The sequence below is a fragment of the Nioella nitratireducens genome (assembly GCF_001879715.1).
GTDB lineage: Bacteria > Pseudomonadota > Alphaproteobacteria > Rhodobacterales > Rhodobacteraceae > Nioella > Nioella nitratireducens.
The window spans coordinates 104,017-127,213 of record NZ_MNBW01000013.1 but is presented as its reverse complement, the minus strand read 5'-3'; the positions used below and the strand labels follow the sequence as shown (position 1 = coordinate 127,213).

23 protein-coding genes and 1 tRNA gene are annotated in these 23,197 nt (G+C 64.1%); 15 read left to right on the top strand and 9 right to left on the bottom strand.

All coding sequences use genetic code 11. The features are described 5' to 3' along the window. Positions 1-415: 415 nt before the first annotated feature. Entirely contained in the window at positions 416-1,114 is a 699-nt protein-coding gene (locus BKY27_RS14275; protein ID WP_071675171.1) for a helix-turn-helix domain-containing protein, read from the bottom strand. After that, on the bottom strand, positions 1,107-1,289 hold the full coding sequence (locus BKY27_RS19945) for a hypothetical protein (protein WP_146636255.1): 183 nt from the start codon (positions 1,287-1,289) through the stop codon (positions 1,107-1,109). The genes BKY27_RS14275 and BKY27_RS19945 overlap by 8 nt, the downstream gene beginning before the upstream one ends. A gap of 81 nt (positions 1,290-1,370) precedes the next feature. On the opposite strand from BKY27_RS19945, the gene BKY27_RS14270 reads away from it, so the two are divergent. From BKY27_RS14270 to BKY27_RS14225, 10 genes are all read left to right on the top strand, one after another. After that, positions 1,371-2,735: an MFS transporter gene (locus BKY27_RS14270; RefSeq protein WP_071675170.1), complete on the top strand. Its 1,365-nt coding sequence runs from the start codon at positions 1,371-1,373 to the stop codon at positions 2,733-2,735. Between the two features lie 66 nt (positions 2,736-2,801). Beyond that, a complete protein-coding gene (locus BKY27_RS14265; RefSeq protein WP_071675169.1) occupies positions 2,802-4,196 on the top strand; it encodes a NarK family nitrate/nitrite MFS transporter in 1,395 nt (464 codons plus the stop codon). An 81-nt stretch (positions 4,197-4,277) separates the two neighbouring features. Then, complete coding sequence (locus tag BKY27_RS14260; protein ID WP_071675168.1) at positions 4,278-8,018, top strand: nitrate reductase subunit alpha; 3,741 nt, start codon at positions 4,278-4,280, stop codon at positions 8,016-8,018. Further along, on the top strand, positions 8,015-9,538 hold the full coding sequence (gene narH / locus BKY27_RS14255; RefSeq protein ID WP_071675167.1) for a nitrate reductase subunit beta: 1,524 nt from the start codon (positions 8,015-8,017) through the stop codon (positions 9,536-9,538). Before BKY27_RS14260 ends, narH begins: the two co-directional genes overlap by 4 nt. 1 nt (position 9,539) lies before the next feature. After that, entirely contained in the window at positions 9,540-10,244 is a 705-nt protein-coding gene (narJ, locus tag BKY27_RS14250; protein ID WP_071675166.1) for a nitrate reductase molybdenum cofactor assembly chaperone, read from the top strand. A gap of 12 nt (positions 10,245-10,256) precedes the next feature. Next, positions 10,257-11,036: a respiratory nitrate reductase subunit gamma gene (narI, locus tag BKY27_RS14245; RefSeq protein WP_071675165.1), complete on the top strand. Its 780-nt coding sequence runs from the start codon at positions 10,257-10,259 to the stop codon at positions 11,034-11,036. A 4-nt stretch (positions 11,037-11,040) separates the two neighbouring features. Then, on the top strand, positions 11,041-11,844 hold the full coding sequence (locus BKY27_RS14240; protein WP_071675164.1) for a peptidylprolyl isomerase: 804 nt from the start codon (positions 11,041-11,043) through the stop codon (positions 11,842-11,844). Positions 11,845-11,856: 12 nt separating this feature from the next. Beyond that, positions 11,857-12,474: a carbonic anhydrase gene (locus BKY27_RS14235; protein ID WP_071675163.1), complete on the top strand. Its 618-nt coding sequence runs from the start codon at positions 11,857-11,859 to the stop codon at positions 12,472-12,474. Next, positions 12,471-13,760 carry a molybdopterin molybdotransferase MoeA gene (locus BKY27_RS14230; protein WP_071675162.1) on the top strand — a complete coding sequence of 430 codons (1,290 nt, stop codon included), beginning with the start codon at positions 12,471-12,473 and terminating at the stop codon, positions 13,758-13,760. Before BKY27_RS14235 ends, BKY27_RS14230 begins: the two co-directional genes overlap by 4 nt. 12 nt (positions 13,761-13,772) lie before the next feature. Continuing rightward, entirely contained in the window at positions 13,773-14,294 is a 522-nt protein-coding gene (locus BKY27_RS14225) for a DUF2478 domain-containing protein (RefSeq protein ID WP_071675161.1), read from the top strand. 48 nt (positions 14,295-14,342) lie between these two features. On the opposite strand, the gene BKY27_RS14220 is transcribed toward BKY27_RS14225, so the two are convergent. After that, a tRNA-Leu gene (locus BKY27_RS14220) sits at positions 14,343-14,427 on the bottom strand. A 185-nt stretch (positions 14,428-14,612) separates the two neighbouring features. Between BKY27_RS14220 and BKY27_RS14215 the strand changes: the two genes are divergently transcribed. After that, a complete protein-coding gene (locus BKY27_RS14215) occupies positions 14,613-15,083 on the top strand; it encodes a Hint domain-containing protein (protein WP_071675160.1) in 471 nt (156 codons plus the stop codon). A 3-nt stretch (positions 15,084-15,086) separates the two neighbouring features. Here the strand turns inward: BKY27_RS14215 and BKY27_RS14210 are convergent, their stop codons facing one another. Next, positions 15,087-16,655, bottom strand: a complete 1,569-nt coding sequence (locus BKY27_RS14210; protein WP_071675159.1) for a bifunctional ADP-dependent NAD(P)H-hydrate dehydratase/NAD(P)H-hydrate epimerase — start codon at positions 16,653-16,655, stop codon at positions 15,087-15,089. Between the two features lie 186 nt (positions 16,656-16,841). On the opposite strand from BKY27_RS14210, the gene BKY27_RS14205 reads away from it, so the two are divergent. From BKY27_RS14205 to BKY27_RS14190, 4 genes are all read left to right on the top strand, one after another. Further along, the gene (locus tag BKY27_RS14205; RefSeq protein WP_071675158.1) at positions 16,842-17,180 is read left to right on the top strand and encodes a P-II family nitrogen regulator; all 339 of its coding nucleotides are present in this window, start codon (positions 16,842-16,844) and stop codon (positions 17,178-17,180) included. A 57-nt stretch (positions 17,181-17,237) separates the two neighbouring features. After that, positions 17,238-18,644, top strand: coding sequence for a type I glutamate--ammonia ligase (gene glnA / locus BKY27_RS14200; protein WP_071675157.1), 1,407 nt, complete (start codon positions 17,238-17,240; stop codon positions 18,642-18,644). A 99-nt stretch (positions 18,645-18,743) separates the two neighbouring features. After that, the gene (locus tag BKY27_RS14195; protein ID WP_146636254.1) at positions 18,744-18,965 is read left to right on the top strand and encodes a YbjN domain-containing protein; all 222 of its coding nucleotides are present in this window, start codon (positions 18,744-18,746) and stop codon (positions 18,963-18,965) included. A 38-nt stretch (positions 18,966-19,003) separates the two neighbouring features. Beyond that, entirely contained in the window at positions 19,004-19,429 is a 426-nt protein-coding gene (locus BKY27_RS14190) for a hypothetical protein (protein ID WP_071675155.1), read from the top strand. Positions 19,430-19,517: 88 nt separating this feature from the next. Here the strand turns inward: BKY27_RS14190 and BKY27_RS14185 are convergent, their stop codons facing one another. The 5 genes from BKY27_RS14185 to BKY27_RS14165 all read right to left on the bottom strand — a co-directional run bounded on the left by BKY27_RS14185 (position 19,518) and on the right by BKY27_RS14165 (position 23,194). Continuing rightward, a complete protein-coding gene (locus BKY27_RS14185; RefSeq protein ID WP_071675154.1) occupies positions 19,518-20,255 on the bottom strand; it encodes a hypothetical protein in 738 nt (245 codons plus the stop codon). 95 nt (positions 20,256-20,350) lie between these two features. Continuing rightward, on the bottom strand, positions 20,351-20,554 hold the full coding sequence (locus tag BKY27_RS14180; protein WP_071675153.1) for a hypothetical protein: 204 nt from the start codon (positions 20,552-20,554) through the stop codon (positions 20,351-20,353). Between the two features lie 89 nt (positions 20,555-20,643). After that, the gene (gene scpB, locus BKY27_RS14175; protein WP_071675152.1) at positions 20,644-21,333 is read right to left on the bottom strand and encodes an SMC-Scp complex subunit ScpB; all 690 of its coding nucleotides are present in this window, start codon (positions 21,331-21,333) and stop codon (positions 20,644-20,646) included. Beyond that, a complete protein-coding gene (locus tag BKY27_RS14170) occupies positions 21,323-22,129 on the bottom strand; it encodes a segregation and condensation protein A (protein ID WP_233491847.1) in 807 nt (268 codons plus the stop codon). The genes scpB and BKY27_RS14170 overlap by 11 nt, the downstream gene beginning before the upstream one ends. Before the next feature lie 45 nt (positions 22,130-22,174). Further along, entirely contained in the window at positions 22,175-23,194 is a 1,020-nt protein-coding gene (locus BKY27_RS14165; protein ID WP_071675151.1) for a glycoside hydrolase family 3 N-terminal domain-containing protein, read from the bottom strand. Positions 23,195-23,197: the final 3 nt, after the last annotated feature.

Below are 23,197 nucleotides of genomic sequence, written 5' to 3'. Positions count from 1 at the left end.
AAACCTCGCGTCTCCGCATCAGCCCCGCCAGCGACCCGACAGTGCATCTCTGCGCCGCCGGTGAAGGGGCTTTTACGGATACCTCCCAGAACCCGCAACCCCCCTTTTACATTTTCTTCGCATTTTTCCCAATACGATGGAAAAAATACATGTTTACAAGGCGTTGCTGGGGGATAGAACGCTTGAAAACTTGACCGACACCCGGTTGCCCAAAGGCTTCCTCGGCGTCACCCGACGACTCGCTGATCCGAACCAACTGGGCCGCCCCGTAGGCATTGGGTCGGCCGCGGTTTCGATCTCTCTTGTTGCGGTCTGATGAAGGGAAGCCCCCTGCCCTCGCCTGCCCGTGCCCTCGGCGTTTTGCCTGTGTCGGGGCGTCCAAAGACAGCCCTTTGGCTGGGGATATTGGGGGCAGTCAGCTGGAATAGTCGTCGATCAACGCGCTCGGCTTGGCGAACCGTTCCAGGTCTTCCCGGTCTCGGATGTGCACCCCGGCGCCATCGACCGTCACCCCGTAGGCCTGCAAGGCCTTGAACGCCCGGCTCAGATTTTCGGGGGTCATGCCGAGCAACAGGGCAAGGCGGCGTTTCTCGATTGGCAGGTCGAAGCCTTGACCGCCGCCGGAATAGCGCTGTTGGCGCAACAGGTAATTGGCCAGCCGTTCCAGTGAAGTCCGGAGCTTGATATCCTTCTGCGCCTTCACCACCGAGCGGTAGCATTGCGCCAACTCGGTTACGATGGCGCGGGCGAATTGACCGTCCGCATCGAAGACCGCCCGAACGTCCTGGCTGGGGATCAGGGCGATCCGGCTCTTTTCCAAGGTGCGGGCCGACATGAGATACGGTGCATCCTTGATTGTCGCGGCGAGAATGAAGGTCGAGATCGGGCGGATCGTGGACATGATGGTCTCGCGGCCATTCCAGGTGCAGAACTGCTCGACCGCGCCAGACAGAACGATATGCAGGAAATCACTGGAATCGCCTTCGGTGATCATCTCGATCTGCGGCGGGAAGGTCTGCACATAGGACACCCGCATGAGCGCTTCGAAATGCTCATCGGCCATCTCGCTGAACAGATGCAGGGCCCGAACGTCCGGATAATACGACTCAGTCATGGTGCAACCTGCCTAGCCTGCCGGCTTGATAAATATCAAGTGATCTTTGCGCAATTATGACGTCTTCAATTGCCCGACAGCGTTCCACCCCTTGATACGCCGCTGCTTCCGCCATGACAAATGCCGTTAAGTCATTTATTTCAAAAGCCTTTTTCAATTTTGTGATCTGGATCAAGTTTTCAGCTCCTCCGATCCCTCAGGTCATGTCCCAAGCCCCGTCGGGGTTGCTATGAAACACATGAACGGAGGGACTCTAATGCACACGCTTGATGGCGTCTCACGCACGGACCAGTACCGTGCCTTGGGACTGAGCACGTTCGCATTCACGGTCTGTTTCGCCGTCTGGACCATCTTCTCGATTATCGGGGTCCGGATCAAACAAGAACTTGGCCTGAACGACACCGAATTCGGGCTGCTCGTGGCCACGCCGGTTCTGACCGGCTCGGTCAGCCGCATCTTCCTCGGCGTCTGGACCGAACAATTCGGCGGCCGGATCATGTTCCCGCTGCAAATGCTGATCACCGCCGTCTGCGTGTGGCTGCTGACCAGCGTTCACACCTACGAGGTCTTCCTGATCGCGGCGCTTGGCCTTGGTCTCGCGGGTGGCTCCTTCATTGTCGGGGTCGCCTATACCTCGCGCTGGTTCGAGAAAGAGCGTCAGGGCACGGCCCTTGGCATTTTCGGGGCGGGCAACGTTGGCGCAGCCGTCACCAATTTCGCGGCCCCCTTCCTGGTGGTCGCCATCGGATGGGAAGGCACGGCACGGATTTATGCCATCGTGCTGGCCATCACCGCCGTGCTTTTCTACCTGTTGGCCAAGACCGACCCGGTTCAGGTGGATCGTCGCCGCACCGGCGAAGGCCCGGTCTCGGCGGGGGCGCAACTGGCGCCTCTGAAAAACATCCAGGTCTGGCGCTTTGCCACCTATTATTTCTTCGTCTTCGGCGGCTTCGTCGCGCTGGCAAGCTTTCTGCCCCGCTACTATGTCGGCGCCTACGGGCTGGAACTGACGACGGCCGGTGTCTTCGCGGGCCTCTACTCGCTGCCCGGCTCGGTCTTTCGGGCGCTTGGCGGCTGGTTGTCGGACAAATGGGGCGCACGGTTCGTCATGTACCTGACCTTTATCGTGTCGCTCGTGGTGCTCTTCGTGATGAGCTATCCGCAAACGGCCTATACCGTCACGGGCATCACCGGCCCCATCTCTTTCGACTTCGGTCTGTCGGTGGGCATGTTCGTCGCGCTGACGGTGATCCTCGGGTTCATGATGAGCCTCGGCAAGGCCGCCGTCTACAAGCACATCCCCGTCTATTACCCGCACCATGTCGGCGCGGTCGGCGGGCTGGTCGGCATGATCGGCGGTCTTGGTGGCTTCTTCCTGCCCATTGGCTTCGGCATCCTACTGGACGTGACCGGTGTCTGGACAGCGCCCTTCATGCTGCTCTTCGTAATCGTGGCAATCTCGACCGTCTGGATGCACGTTGCCATCCGCCGGATGGAAAAAGCCCGCCACCCCGGCCTCGCGGACGAGCTCTTTCTCTCGGACGTGCCCGAGGGTCCGTTGGCCAAGCCTGACAACAATGGGCCGCGCACCACCGCCGGCAGCGCGCGCCCGGCCGAATAATTCCCCACAAACGCGGGCCGTCACGACGGCGGCCCGTCCTTGATAACCGCCAAAAGGGAGGCTCCCATGGCGAGCACTGACACTCAAATCGGTCAGCAAGGTCATACTTTGACTGACTGGCGCCCCGAAGACGCGCAATTCTGGAAGAAACGGGGCCACTCCGTTGCGGCCCGCAACCTCTGGATCTCGATCCCCAACCTGCTGCTGGCCTTCTCGGTCTGGATGGTCTGGTCCGTGGTCGTGGCCAAAATGCCAGCCATCGGTTTTGACTTCACCGTGGGCCAGCGGTTCTGGCTGGCGGCCCTGCCCGGCCTGTCCGGCGCGACGCTGCGCATCTTCTACAGCTTCATGATCCCGATCTTCGGCGGCCGTCTCTGGACGACCCTGTCGACCGCCTCGCTGCTGGCGCCCGCCATCGGCATCGGCATGGCGATCCAGAACCCCGAGAGCAGCTACAACATGTTCCTGATCCTCGCATTGCTCTGCGGGTTCGGGGGCGGCAACTTCGCCTCCTCGATGGCCAATATCGCCTATTTCTATCCCAAGAAGACCAAGGGCAACGCCCTGGCACTGAATGCCGGTCTGGGCAATGCGGGCGTTTCCGTCATGCAGTTCCTGGTGCCCATCGTCATCACCACCGGCGTCTTCGGCGCCATCGGCGGCGCGCCTCAGCAACTGTCCGACGGCGGCCAGCTCTGGCTGCAAAATGCGGGCTATATCTGGGTGCCCTTCATCGTGATCTCGGCGCTGGCCGCCTGGTTCGGCATGAACGACATCGCGGATGCCAAGGCATCGCTCTCTGACCAGATGTCGATCCTGCGGCGCCGTCATAACTGGATCATGTGCATCCTCTACACCGGCACCTTCGGCAGCTTCATCGGCTATTCCGCAGGCTTCCCGCTGTTGATGCGCACGCAGTTCCCCGATGTGGACGTGCTGCAATACGCCTTCCTCGGGCCACTCGTGGGCGCGCTCAGCCGGGCGGCGACGGGGTGGGTCTCGGACAAGTTCGGCGGCGGCCGGGTGACCTTCTGGACCTTCCTTTGCATGATCATCGCGGTTCTGGGTGTGATCACCTTCCTGCCGCTTGGCGACACCGCCGGCAATTTCTGGGGCTTCTTCGCCTGCTTCATGGCGCTCTTCTTCCTGACAGGTGTCGGCAATGCCTCCACCTTCCAGATGATCCCCTCGATCATGCGGCAGGAAGTGCCGCGGCTGATGCCCCAACTGGACGAGGCCGCAACGCTCAAGCAATCCGAGCGCGAGAGTTCGGCCATCATCGCCTTCACCTCGGCCATCGCCGCCTATGGCGCGTTCTTCATCCCCAAGGCCTACGGCACCTCGATCGCCATCACCGGCGGACCGGCTGCTGCCCTGTGGTTCTTCCTGGCCTTCTACGTGATCTGCGTTGCGATCACTTGGATCTTCTACAGCCGCAAGAACGCCCCGGTGCCGTGCTGACAGCCTGACACAACCGAACGATCCCGCGCGTGCGCCCTCTGGCGGCGCCGCGCGCGGAGACCCCTCCCAAGGAGACGCACAATGAGCCACCTGCTCGACAGACTGAATTTCCTCCAATCCAAGGAATTGGACCGTTTCTCGGATGGCCATGGACAGGTCACGCGCGAAAACCGCGACTGGGAAGACACCTACAGAAACCGCTGGCGGCACGACAAGATCGTGCGCTCGACCCACGGGGTGAACTGCACCGGGTCGTGCAGCTGGAAGATCTACGTGAAGTCCGGCATCGTGACATGGGAAACCCAGCAAACCGATTATCCCCGCACCCGCCCCGACCTGCCCAACCATGAACCGCGCGGCTGTGCGCGGGGGGCAAGCTATAGCTGGTATCTCTATTCTGCCAACCGGGTGAAAAACCCGCTCATTCGCGGCCACCTGATGCGGGCGTGGCGGCGGATGCGCGAAACCATGTCGCCGATCGAGGCGTGGACCGCGATCCAGACCGATCCGATCCTGCGCGCAAGCTATGTCACCACGCGGGGCAAGGGCGGTTTCGTGCGCGCCGATTGGGACGAGGCGACCGAGATCGTCGCCGCCGCCAACGCCTACACCGCCAAGACATACGGGCCCGACCGCGTTTTCGGATTCTCGCCCATTCCGGCAATGTCGATGATTTCCTATGCTGCGGGCAGCCGCTACCTGTCGCTGCTCGGCGGCGTCTGCATGAGCTTCTACGACTGGTATTGCGACCTGCCGCCCGCCAGCCCGATGACCTGGGGCGAACAGACCGACGTGCCCGAGAGTGCCGACTGGTATAACGCGGGCTACCTGCTGCTGTGGGGGTCCAACGTGCCGCAGACGCGCACGCCCGACGCGCATTTCTACACCGAGGCGCGCTACAAAGGCACCAAATCCGCCGTCATCTGCCCCGACTATTCCGAGGCCGCCAAGTTCGGTGACGTCTGGCTGAACGTCAAACAGGGTACCGACGCGGCGCTGGCAATGGCCTTCGGCCACGTCATCCTGCGCGAGTTCCACCTCGACCGGCAGGTCGATTATTTCGAGGAGTATTGCCGCAAGTATTCCGACTTCCCGATGCTGGTGAAGCTGGAGGAAAAGGACGGCAAGCTGATCCCGGGCCGCTTCCTGCGCGCCGATGATCTCGACGGCAAACTGGGCGAAGAGAACAACCCCGAGTGGAAGACCGTCGGTGTTGACGAATTGTCCAGCGGGCTGGTCGCGCCCAATGGGTCCATCGGCTATCGCTGGGGCGAAGCGGGCGAATGGAACCTCGAAGAAAAGGCCGCCGAAGCCGAAACCCGGCTGAAAATGTCGCTGATCCTCGAAGAGGACCATGACGATGTGGTCGGCGTCGACTTCCCCTATTTCGGCGGTGAGGCGAGTGCGGCCTTTGCAACCGATGCCGACCACCCCGGCGTCTTGACCCGCAACCTTCCGGTCAAGACGCTCAAGACCGACAATGGCGACGTCAAGGTCGCCACGGTGTTCGACCTGTTCTGCGCCAATTACGGCCTCGACCGGGGACTGGGCGGGGATTGGGTCACGTCCGACTATGCCGACGAGATGCCGGGCACGCCCGCATGGGCCGAGAAGATCACCGGCGTGCGCGCCGACAAGATCATCCACGTCGCCCGCGAATTCGCCCACAACGCCGAAAAGACCAACGGAAAATCCATGGTCATCATCGGCGCGGCCATGAACCACTGGTTCCACATGGACATGAATTATCGCGGCGTCATCAACATGCTGGTGATGTGCGGTTGCGTGGGGCAATCCGGCGGGGGTTGGGCGCACTATGTGGGGCAGGAAAAGCTGCGCCCGCAAACCGGCTGGCAGCCGCTGGCCTTCGCGCTCGACTGGAACCGGCCACCACGGCACATGAACTCCACCTCGGCCTGGTATGCCCATACCAACCAATGGCGGTATGAAACGCTCAGCTCAGGCGAATTGCTGTCGCCGACGGCACCCGAGGGCGACTGGGATGCCAGCCTGATCGACTACAACATCCGGGCCGAACGCATGGGCTGGTTGCCCTCGGCCCCGCAGTTGAAGTCGAACCCGCTGGACGTGGCGAAAGCCGCCAAGGCGGCGGGCAAGGAGATTCCGGCTTACGTGACCGAACAGCTCAAATCCGGCGAGCTGGCCATGTCCTGCGAAGACCCGGACGCGCCGGAAAACTGGCCGCGCAACCTCTTCGTCTGGCGCTCGAACCTGCTGGGGTCGTCGGGCAAGGGGCACGAATACTTCCTCAAGCACCTGCTTGGCACCGATCACGGCGTGTTGGGCAAGGATCTGGGCGAGGAAGGCCGGCAATTGCCGAAAGAGGCGGTCTGGCACGACGACGCCCCGCGCGGAAAGCTGGACCTGCTGGTCACCATCGACTTCCGCATGTCCACCACTTGCGTCTATTCCGACATCGTTCTGCCAACGGCCAGTTGGTACGAAAAGGACGACATGAACACCAGCGACATGCACCCGTTCATCCACCCGCTGCAAGCGGCGGTGGACCCGGCCTACGAGAGCAAGTCCGACTGGGAAATCTTCAAGGCCATCGCCAGGAAGTTCTCCGAGGTGGCGCCCGAAATCCTGGGCAAGGAAACCGACATCGTCGCGCTGCCGATCCTGCACGACACGCCGGCCGAGATCGCGCAGGACCAGGTCAAGGACTGGAAGAAGGGCGAATGCGACCTGATCCCGGGCAAGACCGCGCCCGCCTACGTCGCTGTCGAACGGGATTACCCGGCGCTCTACGACCGGTTCACCGCACTCGGGCCGCTCTTGGATACGCTCGGCAACGGCGGCAAGGGCATCAACTGGAACACCGAGGACGAGATCGCGCAACTCAAGGCCCTGAACGGCGAGCGGCTGGATGGCCCCGCCAAGGGCCGCCCGGTGATCGACACCGCCATTGACGCGGCCGAGGTGATCCTGATGCTTGCCCCCGAAACCAACGGCGAGGTCGCCGTCAAGGCATGGAATGCCCTGTCCAAGGCCACGGGCCGCGAACACGCGCACCTGGCCGAGGGCGAACATCACAACAAGATCCGCTTCCGCGATATTGCCGCGCAGCCGCGCAAGATCATCTCCAGCCCCACATGGTCGGGCATCGAAAGCGAGAAGGTCAGCTATAACGCGGGTTACACCAATGTCCACGAACTGATCCCATGGCGCACACTCACGGGACGCCAGCAACTCTATCAGGATCACTTGTGGATGCGGGCGTTCGGTGAAGGCTTCATGTCCTACCGGCCTCCGGTCGATCTCAAGACCATCACCGGTGAGGTCAACACCGACGCCCGCGATAACCAGCCGCATGTGGTGCTGAACTTCATCACGCCGCACCAGAAATGGGGCATCCATTCCACCTATTCCGACAACCTGTTGATGCTGACGCTGAACAGGGGCGGGCCGGTGATCTGGATTTCCGAGAACGACGCGATGACCGCCGGAATCGTCGATAACGACTGGGTCGAGCTTTACAACGTCAACGGCGCACTGACCGCGCGGGCCGTGGTATCCCAGCGGATCAAGGACGGCACCACCTTCATGTATCACGCGCAGGAAAAGATCGTGAACACGCCGGGGTCTCAGAAAACCGGCCTGCGTGGCGGCATCCACAACTCGGTCACCCGCACCACGCTCAAGCCCACGCACATGATCGGCGGTTATGCCCAGCAATCCTATGGCTTCAACTACTACGGCACCGTTGGCGCGAACCGGGATGAATTTGTCGTCGTCAGGAAAATGAACAAGGTCGACTGGCTCGACCAGGAAGCGACCGCAAAGGAGGCCGCAGAATGAGAATTCGTGCACAAATCGGCATGGTGCTGAACCTCGACAAATGCATCGGGTGCCACACCTGTTCCGTCACCTGCAAGAACGTCTGGACCAGCCGCGACGGCGTCGAATACGCGTGGTTCAACAACGTCGAAACCAAGCCCGGCACCGGCTATCCGACGGACTGGGAAAACCAGAAGCGCTGGAATGGCGGGTGGGAGCGGACCAAGTCTGGCAAGCTGCAACCCAAACAGGGCGCCAAGTGGCGCATTCTCGCCAATATCTTCGCCAACCCCGATCTGCCCGAGATCGACGATTACTACGAGCCGTTCGATTTCGACCACGACCACCTGAAAAGCGCGCCGGAAATGCAGGCGTTCCCGACGGCACGCCCCTATTCCAAGATCACCGGCGAGCGGATCGAGAAGATCGAGAAGGGCCCGAACTGGGAAGAAATCCTTGGCGGCGAATTCTCGAAACGGTCCCAGGATTACAACTTCGAGGGCATCCAGAAGCAGATCTACGGCGAATACGAGAACACCTTCATGATGTATCTCCCGCGGCTGTGCGAACACTGCCTGAACCCCGCCTGTGCTGCGTCATGCCCCTCGGGCGCGATCTACAAGCGCGAAGAGGACGGGATCGTCCTGATCGACCAGGAAAAATGCCGGGGCTGGCGGATGTGCGTGTCGGGCTGCCCCTACAAGAAGATCTACTACAACTGGTCGACCGGCAAATCCGAGAAATGCACGCTGTGCTATCCGCGCATTGAATCGGGCAACCCCACGGTCTGTTCGGAAACCTGCGTTGGCCGCATCCGCTATCTCGGCGTGATGCTTTACGACGCCGACAAGATCGAGGAAGCGGCAAACGCCGCCGAGGAAATGGACCTCTACGACGCGCAGCTTGGCGTGTTCCTCGACCCGAGCGACCCGGTGGTGCAGGAGACCGCGCGCGCCGACGGCATCCCCGAAGACTGGATCAAGGCCGCACAGGACAGCCCGATCTGGAAAATGGCGATGGAGTGGAAGGTGGCGTTCCCGCTGCACCCCGAATACCGGACGCTGCCGATGGTGTGGTACATCCCGCCGCTTTCCCCGATCCAGAACGCGGCCGAGGCCGGGGCGATCGGCGCCGACCGCGACATGCCCGATGTGCGCAACCTGCGCATCCCGCTGAAATACCTGGCCAATATGCTGACCGCGGGCGACGAGGAACCCGTGGCCCATGCCCTGGAACGGATGCTGGCCATGCGGTCCTACATGCGGGCCAAGACCGTTGATGGTGTCAACGATGAAGGCATCGCTGCCCGCGTCGGCCTGTCGGGACGCACCATCGAGGACATGTACAAGATCATGGCGCTGGCAGATTACGAAGACCGGTTCGTGATTCCCACCACGCACCGCGAGCAGGTGGAAGAGGCCTATGACCTCAAATCCGGCTGCGGCTTTACAGATGGCAACGGCTGCTCGACGGGGATTTCGAAACCCTCGCTCTTCGGCACGTCCAAACGTCCCCTGAAAATGCCCGAGGAGGTGCGCTGAAATGGACCGCACATTGAAAGCCCTGTCGCTGATCCTGAGCTACCCGACCGAGGGCCTTCAGACCGCCATGCCGGAAATCGGCGCGGTTCTGGCATCTGAACCCCGGCTGACTGCCGCCGCCCGGCGGGCCCTGCGCCCGCTGGTCGAGGCCCTTGCGCAGCGCGACATCTACGAATTGCAAGAAACCTACGTGATGCTCTTCGACCGGTCTCGGACGCTGTCGCTCAACCTGTTCGAACATGTCCACGGCGAAAGCCGGGACCGGGGCGGCGCGATGGTCAGCCTGCTCGAAACCTACCGCGATGGCGGCTTTGAACCCACCACCTCGGAACTGCCCGACCACTTGCCGGTGCTTTTGGAATTCCTGTCCACCCAACCCTTCGTCGTGGCGCAGGAAACCTTGGCGGACGCGGCGCATATAATCGAGGCCCTGACGGAACGTCTGTTCCGGCGGGACAGCACCTATGCGTCCGCGTTCGCCGCTTTGTCCCAATTGGCCGGGGTGGCGGCGGATCAGGCGGCGGTGGCCGAACTGATGGACCAGCCGGAAACCGACCCCGAAGACCTCGAAGCGCTCGATGCCGTCTGGGAGGAAAGCGAGGTCCGTTTCGGCCCCGACCCCAATGCAGGCTGCCCGGCAAGCCGCGACATGCTCGCCCGGATGGACCTGCCCACCAACCCCGCCCCCGGCATGGCCGCAGAATAAAGGAGGCCCCCGATGAACAGCTTTATCTTCGGCATCTACCCCTATATCGCCCTTGGCGTGGGAATCATGGGCACCGTCGCGCGCTACGAGCGTGACCCGTTCACATGGAAAACCTCGTCCTCGCAACTGCTGCGCCGCAAGCAACTGGTGCTCGGCTCGATCCTGTTTCATGTCGGCGTGCTGGTGATCTTCCTCGGGCACTTCGTCGGCCTGCTGACCCCGATCTGGGTCTTTGACATGCTTGGCGTCAGCCACGGGGCCAAGCAGACCCTGGCCGTTGTGGCGGGCGGCATCGCGGGCGTGATGGCGTTGGTGGGGGGCGGTATGCTCTTTCACCGCCGCTGGACCGATCCACGCATTCGCAAGACCTCAAGCTTCTGGGATATCGCCATTCTGGGGCTGTTGCTGGCGCAGCTGGTGCTGGGGCTGGGCACGATCACGGTTTCGCTGCAACACCTCGACGGGCACGAGATGACCAAGTTCATGTCATGGGCCCAAGGCATCTTTACCTTCGATGGCGATGCGGCAAGCTATGTTGCGGATGCGGCGCTGATCTTCAAGCTGCACATCCTTCTGGGCCTGACGATCATCCTCGTCTTCCCGTTCACGCGGCTTGTCCATATCGTATCGGGCGTCGCAGCCCCGCTGCGCTACCTGTTCCTGCGTCCCGGCTATCAGATCGTGCGGTCGCGCCGACAATCGTCGCTGCCCACGCGGTCAGGCCCGGTTGCCGCCGCGCGTAAGGCCCCGTCCCGCACGGCGTCAACCCACGCGACCAACCCGGCGGAGTGATCCCATGAATGCCAATCTCTTTCCCGACCTGATCGTCAACGGTGAAGCCGTGCCACACACCATCGTGGCCGCCGAAGCCCAGAACCACGACGCGCCCAAGGGCAAACCCGGAATCGCATGGCGCAAGGCCGCCAATGCCGTGGCGATGCGCACCCTGCTGTTGCAAGAGGCGAAAAAGCGGGGGCTGTCCCCTGCCCCGGTCGAGGTCGGCCCCGGCCGGTTCGAAACAGAAGAGGAGGCCCTGATCCGGGGCCTTCTCGACACCGTCGTCACCGTCATACCGCCTGCGCCCGACGCGATCCGCGCCGAATATGACCGAGACCCCGCGCGGTTCCGGGCCCCGCCGCTCTGGGATGTCTCGCACATCCTCGTTGCCTGTGATCCACGAGACGACGCGGCGCGTGGCGCAGCAGAGCTTCGCGCCCGCGACCTGACCCGCAGCGCCTTGAAAGCGCCGGACCGCTTCGCGCGCCTTGCTGCCGAAACCAGCGACTGCGGCTCGAAATCCTCGGGCGGCTATCTTGGCCAGCTTGGCCCCGGCGACACGGTTCCCGAGTTCGAGGCGGCCCTGCGCCACCTGACCGAGGGCGAGATCACCGCAACGCCGGTGCTGACCCGCCACGGCTATCATGTCATCTGCATGAACGCGGTGGCCGAGGGAGCCGTGCTGCCCTTCGACGCCGTGCGGGACAAGATTTCGGAGGCCATGGAAAAGACCGCATGGGCCAAGGCCGCCCGCGCCTTCGTCGCCGGGCTGGTGGCGGCTGCCGAGATTTCGGGGGCCGATCTGCGGCGCGCGGTGCACTGAGGGACCGGGCCGATGATGGAGCATCTTTTCGACCGAAACCGGGTCTGGGCGGATCGCCAGACCGCCCGCGACCCCGGCTATTTCGACCGGTTGGCGCAGTTGCAGGCCCCCGAGTTCTTCTGGATCGGCTGTTCCGACAGCCGGGTGCCCGCGAATGTGGTAGCCGGGCTGGACCCCGGCGAGGTCTTCGTCCACCGCAACGTGGCCAACGTGGTGCATTCCACGGATATGAACCTGCTTTCGGCACTGGAGTTCGCGGTCGAGGCGTTGCAGGTCCGCGAGATCATCGTGTGCGGCCACTATGGCTGTGGCGGGGTCAGGGCCGCGACCGAAGACATGCCACACGGGCTGGCCGATCACTGGCTGGAGCCGATCCGCAGGCTGGCCCGGTCCTATGCCGTCGATCTTGCGCAGGCAGCGGATGAAACGGCCCGCCGCGACCGCTTGGCCGAGTTGAACGTGGTCGAAGGCGTGCGGCGCGTGGCGGAAACGCCCATTCTTCAGCGGGCGTGGCGGTGCAACACGCAGGTGCGGGTACATGGCCTGATCTACGGGCTGAAGGACGGCCAATTGCGCGACCTCGATTGCAGCATCGGCCCCGGCCATTTCCAGCAGGAGGCCGCGCAATGACCATCGTGCCACGCCTCGACAGCCCAAGCTGCGGCTGCGACGCGATCAGCCACGTCAAGGGTCTGATCAGCATCGACGCGGCCCTACGCGTGATCGGCCAGACCGCGCACACAGTGACCGGGGTCGAGACCGTGACGCTGGCGGCGGCCAAGGGGAGGGTTCTGGCCGAGCCGGTGCGGGCCCGCGCCAATGTGCCCCCGTTCGACAATTCCGCAATGGACGGTTACGCGATTGCGGCCCGGTGCCTGACCGGAGACGGCCCATGGCATCTGACAGTCACCGAGCGGATCGCCGCCGGCGACAGCGGCTGCGACACCTGTCGCGCCATCGGCCCGCGCCACGCGGCAAGGATATTTACGGGTGCCCCTATCCCGGCGGGCACCGACGCCGTGGTGATGCAGGAAGAGGTGCACCGTGCCGGGGATCGCGTCACGCTGACCCGACGCCCCGCGACGGGCCAGAACATCCGCCGCGCCGGGGAAGACATGTGTCAGGGGACCGAGGCCCTCGCCCCCGGTCGCCGGATCGGCGCGCGAGAGATCGCGGTTTGCGCCGCCGCCGGGCAGGCCACGGTCGACATCCGCCGCGCCGTTCGGGTTGCCCTGATGGTCACCGGCGACGAGGTTCGGCAAGCGGGCCAAGGGCTGGCCGCCGCACAGATCTGGGACATCAACACCCCGGCGCTTTCCGCAACGCTTTCGGGCGCCAACATTGATCTGGTCGAGGTGGCGCACGGTGCCGACACCCCCCTTGCCCTGCGCGCGCAACTGGCGCGGCTGGCCACGGCCGCAGACCTTATCGTGACCACCGGGGGCATTTCCGTGGGCGAGGAAGACCACGTGAAACCCGCCATCACCGCGCTTGGCGGAGACATCCAGTTCAGCGGCGTTGCCATCAAGCCGGGCAAGCCCGTGTCCTTTGGCACGCTCGGCAAGGCCCTTTGGCTTGGCCTGCCGGGAAACCCGGTCTCGGCGCTGGTGACATGGCAGGTCTTTGGCGCGGCCATCTTGCGGCAGTTGGGCGGAGAAACAGGGCCGCGGGGCACCCGCCGCCATGTTGTGCTTGGGCACGCGCTGCGCCACACGCCCGGCCGATGCGAACTGCGCCCCGCCCGGCTGGCGGGCTATGACGCGCTTGGCCGCGAGGTGGCGTTTTGTGACGACGCCACCCATTCCGCCCGCGTCGCGGGGCTACCCCAGGCCGACGGCCTGCTGCTGATCCCATCTGACACCAAGACGTTGCCGCAAGGCAGCCTCCTGGAATTCCAATCATTCGACACTGCATAAGGAACTCTGGCCATGAACATCGCCTACACCATGGCCCCCGGTCGCGGGGACACCGATCTAGTGCTCTTCACTCTGGCAGACCGGCTTCGGGGCCTCGGCTATCGTTGCTGCGGGACCGTCCAGATCAATTCCGAACGCGCCGACACTGGGCCCTGCGACATGGATGTCAAAGTGCTGCCCGATGGCCCGGTTCTGCGCATTTCCCAAAGCCTCGGGCGAGCGTCCAAGGGGTGCCGCCTCGACCCCAACGCGCTCGAAGCCGCCGTCGGCCATGTCGGGGCGCGGTTCGCGGGCGGCGCGGATTGCCTGATCGTCAACAAGTTCGGCAAACACGAGGCCGAGGGACGCGGAATGCGGACGGTGATCGCCGAGGCCCTGTCGCGGGACATTCCGGTTCTGGTCGGACTGAACAGCCTCAACCAGCCCGCGTTCGACGCGTTTACCGCCGGGATGGCCGTTCAACTCGATCCCGAGGTCGACGCTCTGCTGGAGTGGCTGCAGGAGAAAATGCGCGAAACACAGGCTGCGGCCTAGCGAGAATTTGGAAAACATCCACAACGACAGGATGTTGTCCGTCTTCGTTGGTGCGGGTGAAGGGACTCGAACCCCCACGCCTTGCGGCGCCAGAACCTAAATCTGGTGCGTCTACCAATTCCGCCACACCCGCACGCAGGACCGACGGTACCGATCCTGAGATCGGCTTCTAGCAAAGCGCCATGGGCGATGCGAGCGGATTCAGCAGGGAATTTCGCACCGTTGCGACAGAAAGCGCTTGGGACCATGGCAGGCTATGCGTTAACCTGTTGTCAACAAAAGGCGGGCAAACTCGCCATGGCAAGAGCAGGATACATTATGACACCGCAAAATGCCGGGTCTGGGACCCGGTCCGATTGCGTCGGGTTTCCGCGTGGCACCGAAATCATGACATTGGCCGGGGCGCTGCCGGTCGAGGCGCTTTATCCCGGGGATCGCGTCATCACCCGCGATGCGGGCGCGCAGACCTTGCGGGACATCACCTGCCATGCCGTGCCCGTCCGCAGCCGCTTCGTGCGTGTCAGCCGCGATGCGCTTGGCGGACGGCCCAGTTGCGACATGCTTCTTCCGGCAGACCAACGAATGTTGCTGCGCGATTGGCGGGCGCAGGCGCTTTACGGCACCTCTGCCGCCCGCGTTCCGATCTCTCGGCTTGTGGACGGCGAATTCCTGCGCTGGACCGAGGATCGCCCCGAGGCACTGTTACGCCTGCGGTTCGACCACTGTCATATCGTCTATGCCAACGGGCTGGAGCTGTTCAGCGCCGATCCGGTGACCGCCGAGGTCTGACGATCACGCGCCAAGGGCACGAAAAACCGTTGGCAGGGCCTCGGCCAGATCTTCCGCGATCAGGCCCGGGCCGACCTGACGGGCGGCCTCGACATGCAGCCACGCCGCCGCCTCTGCCGCCGCCATCGGCCCCCAGCCTCGTGCCAGCAGCCCGGTGATCAAACCTGCCAGCACATCCCCCGCGCCAGCGGTTGCCAGCCACGGCGCCGCCCGGCCATAGGCGGCGGCATGGATCGCCGCCTGCCCGGTCGGCGCGGCGATTACGGTATCGGGCCCTTTCAGCACCACTACGCAGCCTGCCCGCGCGGCCGCCGCGCGCGCCGCATCCAGCCGTCCATAGGCGGGGCCACGGTCCGGGGCACCTTGCAGCCGCTCCGCCAAATCGGGAAACAGGCGCCGAAACTCGCCATCGTGCGGCGTCAGCACGGTGGCGGGCGCGCGGGCGGTCAAGGCAAACAGCCGTGCCGGCCCGTCCTGAAACGCGGTCAGGGCATCGGCATCTAGCACGACGCCACGGGCACTGCCCTCGGGCGCGGGCGCGAGTGCTGCGGCGACCAGATCGGCGGTGTCCTGCCCCACCCCCAGCCCCGGCCCAAGGCAAAGGGCACTCAGGCGGCCATCCGACAGCAACCCGGCAAGCTCACTCGCCCCGTCGCATTTTCGCAGCATGATCGCGGTCAGATGCGCGGCGCATTCCAGCATCGCCGCACCGGGCGCTGCCACTGTCACCAGCCCGGCGCCAACCCGCAGCGCCGCGCGGGCGGCCATCCGCGCCGCGCCGCTGCGCCCCATCGGCCCAGACAGCACCATGGCGTGCCCATGGTCGTATTTGTGCCCGGCCCGTTTGTCCAACCCGGTCGGGGCCTCAACGCGCCGCGCCACCTTTTCCGGCAGGCGCGCGCCCAAGCCCTGTGGTGGCAGGCCGATATCGACCACCTCCAGCGCGCCGCAGATATCGGGCCCCTCGCTCAGGTAGTGCCCCGGCTTGGGACCGTGAAAGGTGACGGTCAGGTCATAGCGACTGCGATTGCCCATGGCCCGGCCACTGTCGGAACACAGCCCCGACGGGATATCGACTGCAACGCGGCGCAAGCCCTCGATGGATGTCACAGTGGCCAGCGCCTGCTCGGTCGCCGCGTCAAGCGGTCTGGCCAGACCAGTGCCGAACAGGGCATCGACGAACAGGTCGGGGGTCTCCTGCCAGATTTCCGATCGCCCGTCCGAAGGCTCGGCAAACAGATCCGATACCTGCCCCCGCGCGCGCCATAGTCGGCAGTTTTCCAGCGCATCGGGCGGCAGCCGCTCGGGCATGCCAAGGGTGTGAACCGCCACCTGCCAGCCCCAATCGTGCAAAAGCCGCGCGATGACATAGCCGTCGCCGCCATTGTTGCCCGGCCCGCAATAGATCACTGCCCGCCCTTGTGTGGCAGCCAGCGTCGGCCAGCGGGAAAAGATGGCGTCGACCACCCCGCGACCGGCGCGGTCCATCAGCTCCCGCCCGCTCACCACTCCGCTGGCGATCACCGCCTGCTCGAATGCCCGCATCTGGGCGGCTGTCAGCAATTCTGTCACGGCTGTCCGCCCTTTCCTCTGCTCAAGTTTTCAAGGTGCCCATTTATTGTGCGCAACGCACATGTTTTTTGCGCACATTGGGGAATCCCGGCACCTGCCCCCTGTGTGTGAACGCTACCTGATTGCCCCCCTCCCGCGAAAGTGGTGTCACGAGGCAGCATAACTCGGCAGGAGGAGTCGGCAGACATGAAAAAAATAGAAGCCATCATCAAGCCGTTCAAACTGGACGAGGTGAAAGAGGCGCTGCAAGAGATCGGAATCCAAGGTCTCAGCGTAACCGAGGTCAAAGGCTTCGGTCGTCAAAAAGGGCACACCGAGCTTTACCGGGGGGCGGAATACGTTGTCGATTTCCTTCCCAAGGTGAAGATCGAGGTCGTTCTGGCCGATGACATGGTCGATGGCGCCGTCGAGGCGATCATCGACGCGGCCAAGACCGACAAGATCGGCGATGGCAAGATCTTCGTCTCGCCGATCGAACAGGCCATTCGTATCCGCACCGGCGAAAGCGGCGACGACGCGCTTTAGGCGCGCCACCATTTCGCATCAAACACCCAATTCACTACCTTCTAAGGAAAGCTGGACATGAGCAACGAATCTGTTCTGAACCTGATCCGGGACGAGGAAATCGAATATGTCGATATCCGCTTCACCGATCCGCGCGGCAAACTGCAGCACGTCACCGTGATCGCCGATCAGGTCGACGAGGACTTTCTGGAAGAGGGCTTCATGTTCGACGGCTCCTCGATCGCCGGCTGGAAGTCCATCGACCAGTCCGACATGAAACTGATGCCCGACACCGAAAGCGCCTATATCGACCCGTTCTACGCGGAAAAAACCCTCTGCATCCACTGCTCTGTGGTCGAACCCGACACCGGCGAGGCCTATGATCGCGACCCGCGCGGCACCGCTGAAAAAGCCGAGGCCTACCTCAAGTCCTCGGGCATCGGCGACACCGCATTCATGGGCCCGGAAGCTGAATTCTTCCTGTTCGACGATGTCCGTTTCTCGGTCGAGATGAACAAGGTCTCCTTCGAAGTCGACGCACAGGACGCCTCGTGGAACTCGGACACCGAGTACGAGATGGGCAACATGGGCCACCGTCCTGGCATCAAGGGCGGCTATTTCCCCGTGAACCCGACCGACGCGGCCCAAGACCTGCGCTCCGAAATGCTGTCCACCATGAAGCGCATCGGCATGAAGGTCGACAAGCACCACCACGAAGTGGCGTCCTGTCAGCACGAACTTGGCCTGATCTTCGACTCGTTGACCAAACAGGCGGACGAGCTTCAGAAATACAAATACGTGATCCACAACGTGGCCCACGCCTACGGCAAATCAGCCACCTTCATGCCCAAGCCGATCTCGGGCGACAACGGCACCGGGATGCACGTGAACATGTCGATCTGGAAGGACGGCAAGCCGCTGTTTGCAGGCGACAAGTATGCCGACCTGTCGGACGAGGCCCTGTGGTTCATTGGCGGTATCCTGAAGCACGCGAAAACGCTCAATGCCTTCACCAACCCGTCGACCAACTCCTACAAGCGACTGATCCCCGGTTTCGAGGCCCCCGTGCTGCGCGCCTACTCGGCCCGTAACCGGTCTGGCTGCGTCCGTATCCCGTGGGCAGAATCGCCCAAGGCCAAGCGCGTGGAAGCCCGTTTCCCCGATCCGGCGGCGAACCCCTACCTGGCGTTTGCAGCCCTGCTGATGGCGGGCCTCGACGGCATCGAGAACAAGATCCACCCCGGTGATCCGTCGGACAAGGATCTGTACGATCTGCCACCCGAGGAACTGGCCGGTATCCCGACCGTCTGCGCCAGCCTGCGCGAAGCCCTCGAGTCGCTGGAAGGCGACCACGACTTCCTGCTCAAGGGCGACGTGTTCACCAAGAGCCAGATCGAAGGCTACCTGGAGCTGAAGTGGGAAGAGGTCTACGCCTTCGAACACACCCCGCACCCGGTGGAATACAAGATGTATTACAGCTGCTGATCCCAACCGGATCGCGGATCGGAAAGGGCGCCCTTGAGGGCGCCCTTTTTGCATGGGCCGACCACTCGCAGCGACAGCGGTTTTGACAGGCCGCACCCGGTGCGCCTACGCTTGGGCACATGCCGCCACAACGAGCTGACGCTGATGAACCAGTGGACCCGGCATCAACGCGTCGGCGCAGGCTATGTGGCCGATGACGTGCAGATCGGCCTGCTTTGGACCGTGACGGTCGATTTTGGCGTTACCCGGCAGAATTTCGCGGACCGCCTCGACATCCGGCGGCTCACCCTTGGCGAATTCACAAACCACATCTACCCTTGAGGCCCCGGCCTCCGGGGCCAGAGCATGGGAGTGCTGACATGAACCGACTGATCCTTGCGACCCTCATGGGGCTGACGGCTGGGCCTGTCCTTGCCCAAACCGCGCCCGAGACACTTCTCAATCAGGCGATGCTTCTCGGCCCGGCCCGCATAGAGGACGCCGGCACGCAATTGACCCTGTTCGGAGAGGCGGGCACCCAAAGCTACATGGCCACGGCCAGCGGTCCCGCCTGCACCAGCACCGGCACCGCCTGCACGACGATCGAATTTCAGGCACTGGCCCCGCCCGCCGGGGCCGAGGCGTTGGCGGCATGGCAGGCCGAGGCACACGAGGGCACGGTCACCCAAGGCCCGGATGGCTGGATGGTGCTGACCCTGCAAGCGCAATTGCCCGCCGATCCGGCCCAGACCTTTCAGGATTGGGGTGCCCTGGCGGCAGCCTTCCACCAACGGTTCGGCGGCTGACATCGCGGCCCGCAGAACCGGTCCTGCACACAGCGGCGGCATCGGTCCCGACCGGGACCGACCGCGTCACGCCCGGCGGCTGATGGGATTACTCGTCCGCAGCGGCATCGGTGTCGGTAGCAGCGCCCTCGGCCTCGGGCGCAACCGCGATCCCGTCTTCCGAGGCGCAGGGCCCGGCGCGCAGGGTGTTGATTGCGGCCAGCGCCGCTTCGGCCCCTTCCGCCGAGAAGGTCACCTGCATCGGCGCCACCAGCGGATAAATCAGCTCGCCCCGGTCGCCGCGAATCTGCAACACGTTGGTGCGCGCCATGACGGCCCCGAAATTGCCCATGATCGCATCAGCCGAGAACCGGCGCTGCGCCTGCGTGCGCAAGGTCCGCGCCCCGTTGACCGCGTCGGGATTGTCCTGATCGCCGCGCTCGGTCGCCGCCATCCGCCGCTGCGAGAAGACCGCGCCAGCCGCCTGGATTTCTTCCCACGCGGTTTGCGACGGCATTAGAACCACGCGACGGTCGCCATTCAGCGTATCCTCGGCAGGCAGGATACCGGTCACCGGATCAAGGTCACGCAGGTCCATGCGCAAGACCTGAACCCCGACCGGGCCGCCCTGCTGATAGCCCTGATTGGTCATCAGCGTCTGCACCAGCCGACAGCCCTGAAGTTCAAGTTCGATGGCGGTATAATCCCCGGTTTCCGCAGTGCGCACAACGCCGGGCGACGCTTGCCGAACGGCCAGCTCCTCTGGCGTCGGCCCGTCTTGGGCGTGGGCAGGAACCGCGCACAGCACGGACAGGGCAAGGCAGATACCGAAACGGGGCCGGAGCATGGCGGAAATCTCCAAAGATCAGATGCGGCCGGACAATGACACGCGAAAGCTGCGCAGGCCAGTGCGAATGGATCACCGAAACGAGAGACTGCCTGTCAGAAGCGGGTAAACCGGCGCGCGATGCGCATGGTCTGACGGGCCTGCTGCGTCGTGCGGCGCTGCGCCGCGCGGGCTTGCGGGTCGTCGGTCTGCGGCGGGCCACTGTTGCCCCGGCTGGCAGCGTTTATCCCGGCGTCAACGCCCCGATGAACAAGGCGCATGATCACCCGGTTGACGATCATACTGAAAATGCGGTCCATCTGTCTGCCTTTTTTGTCTGGTCTGCCTCGCGGCGAAAGTGTCTCACGACTCTGCGGCAGAATTGCGGCATTCGTCCGAGGCGCGCCGGTCAGGGACCGAACATATCCTCTTGATCGGGGGCGGGATCAAAGCTGTCGTCTTCACCATCATCCTCCGGTCCGGGAATCATACCCGGCGGCGGGCGATTGTCCAACAGCCCCGCTTCGCGCAACTCCTTCAGCCCCGGCAGATCGCGCGGGGTTTCCAGCCCGAAATGGTCAAGGAACCCCGGCGTCACCACATAGGTCACGGGCCGCCCCGGCGTCATCTTGCGGCGACCGAAGCGAATCCACTCCAGTTCGATCAACAGATCAATCGTGCCCCGGCTGACCGACACGCCGCGGATTTCTTCGATCTCGGCCCGGGTGCATGGCTGATGATAGGCGATGATGGCCAACGTCTCGATCGCCGCGCGGCTGAGCTTGCGGGTCTCGGAGGTTTCACGGCTCATCAGAAAGCCCAGGTCGGCGGCGGTGCGAATGGCCCATGTATCGCCGACGCGCACCACGTTCACCCCCCGGCCCTGATAGCGTTTGCGCAAAAGCTGCACCGCCTCGGCGGCATCGCAGCCATGCGGCATCCGGTCCTGCATCTCGCCGGTCGATAGCGGCTCTGCCGAGGCGAACAGCATGGCCTCGACCATTCGTTCCTGCTCGGCCAGCGGCGGCGCCTGAAACAGGCTGCTTTCCTGCTCGGACCGCTCGTTCGGCCGCTCTTCGGGGGCGGGATCACTGCTCATCTCGGAGTCTCGGTCTTAGCTGAATGGGGGCAAAGGTGTCGCTCTGGCGCAGGGTGGCGCGGCCCGCCTTCACCAGTTCCAGCGAGGCGGCGAACGTGGCGGCGGTGGCCGAACGGCGTTTCTTGGGGTCACGGCGCCAGCCATCGGGAATGAAAGACGCGATATCGACCCAGTCGCCGCCATAGCCGATCATGCCACGCATCCGGTCCAGCGCCTCTTCCATGGTGTAAATCGAGTCCCGATCCAGCACGAAGGGCCGAAAATCATCGCGGGTGCGCAGGCGCGCATAGGCCTGCATCAGGTCAAAAAGCGACGCGGTGTAGGTCACGGTGCGCGCGGTGTCGATCTGTTCGGGAATACCGCGCTGAAAACGGTCGCGGCCCAACCGGTCGCGGGCCATCAATTGCGCCGCCTTTTCCCGCATCGCCTGCAACCGCTCCAACTGGTAGGCCAGATGCGCAGCCAGTTCCTCGCCCGTGGGGCCGTCTTCAAACGGGTCCGGCGGCAACAGCAGCCGCGATTTCAGAAAGGCCAGCCAAGCCGCCATGACAAGGTAATCGGCGGCCAGTTCGATGCGCAGGGTGCGGGCCTTTTCAACGAAGGCAAGATATTGCTCGGCCAGCTTCAGCACCGAGATCTTGCGCAGGTCCACCTTCTGGGTTCGCGACAGCGTCAGCAACAGGTCAAGCGGCCCCTCGAACCCGTCCACATCGACAATCAACGCTTCCGCCGCGCGCCGTTCGGCGACGGTTTCCCACATATCGTCGTCTTGTCGATCCGCTGTGTCCGACATCATCCATCCTAGCCAAGGCGCCTAAAGTCCGGCGCATGGCGCGCAATGTCAAGCCGGGCGCGTCCCTTGGCGCAACAGCGCCGACAGCTCGGCCAGCGCCGCCGCCTCATCCACATCGACCGGCGCGGGGCGGCTGGCAAGGGCGCGGTCCAGCCGCCGCAAGGCCGCATCGTCCAGCGCCCCCGCTGCGCGGGCCACCGACTGCATCTCCGGCAAATCGCCGTTGCAGTGCAGCACCACATCACAGCCCGCCGCCCGCGCCCGCGCCGCCCGGCTGGCCACATCCCCCGGCAACGCGTTCATCGAGATATCGTCGGTCATGAGCAGCCCGTCAAAGCCGATCTCATCGCGGATCACGCCCATCATCGCGGGGCTGAGGGTCGCGGGCGCGCTCGGGTCGATCGCCTCAAAGACCAAGTGCGCGCTCATTCCCCACGCCAGATCGTTCAGCGCCTTGAAGGCCGCAAAATCCTCGGCCTCCAGCACCGCGCGCGGGGCCGAAACATGGGGCAACTCATGATGGCTGTCGAGCGTCCCGCGCCCATGGCCGGGAATATGCTTCAGCACCGGGACCACGCCCGCATCCGCCAGCCCCTCGGCCACGGCCCGCGCGATCCGCACCACCGTCCCGGCGTCCTCGCCATAACAGCGGTTGCGCAGGAACGGGTGGGTTTCAGGCCGGGCGATATCGGCACACGGCGCGCAATTGCCATTGATTCCAAGCGCCAGATGCTCGCGCGCGATCAGGTAACTGCGCAGATACATCGATCGCGCCGCCGACCCGGCGCCGACACGGGCCACCTGCTCCAGCGGTGGCAACCACTCGCGCCAGACCGGCCCGCGCAGCCGCTGCACGCGACCGCCTTCCTGATCAATGAACACCGGCGCATCCCAGCCAACCGCCGCCCGCAACGCGTCGGTCAACCGGCGGATCTGGTCGGGCGTCTCGATATTGCGGGCAAACAGGATGAACCCGACCGGCGCGACCTCGGCGAAAAAGCGCGCCTCGCCATCGGACAGGGACAGGCCCGCACAGCCAAGAATGCACGCCGACCGGGCATCGGACATGGG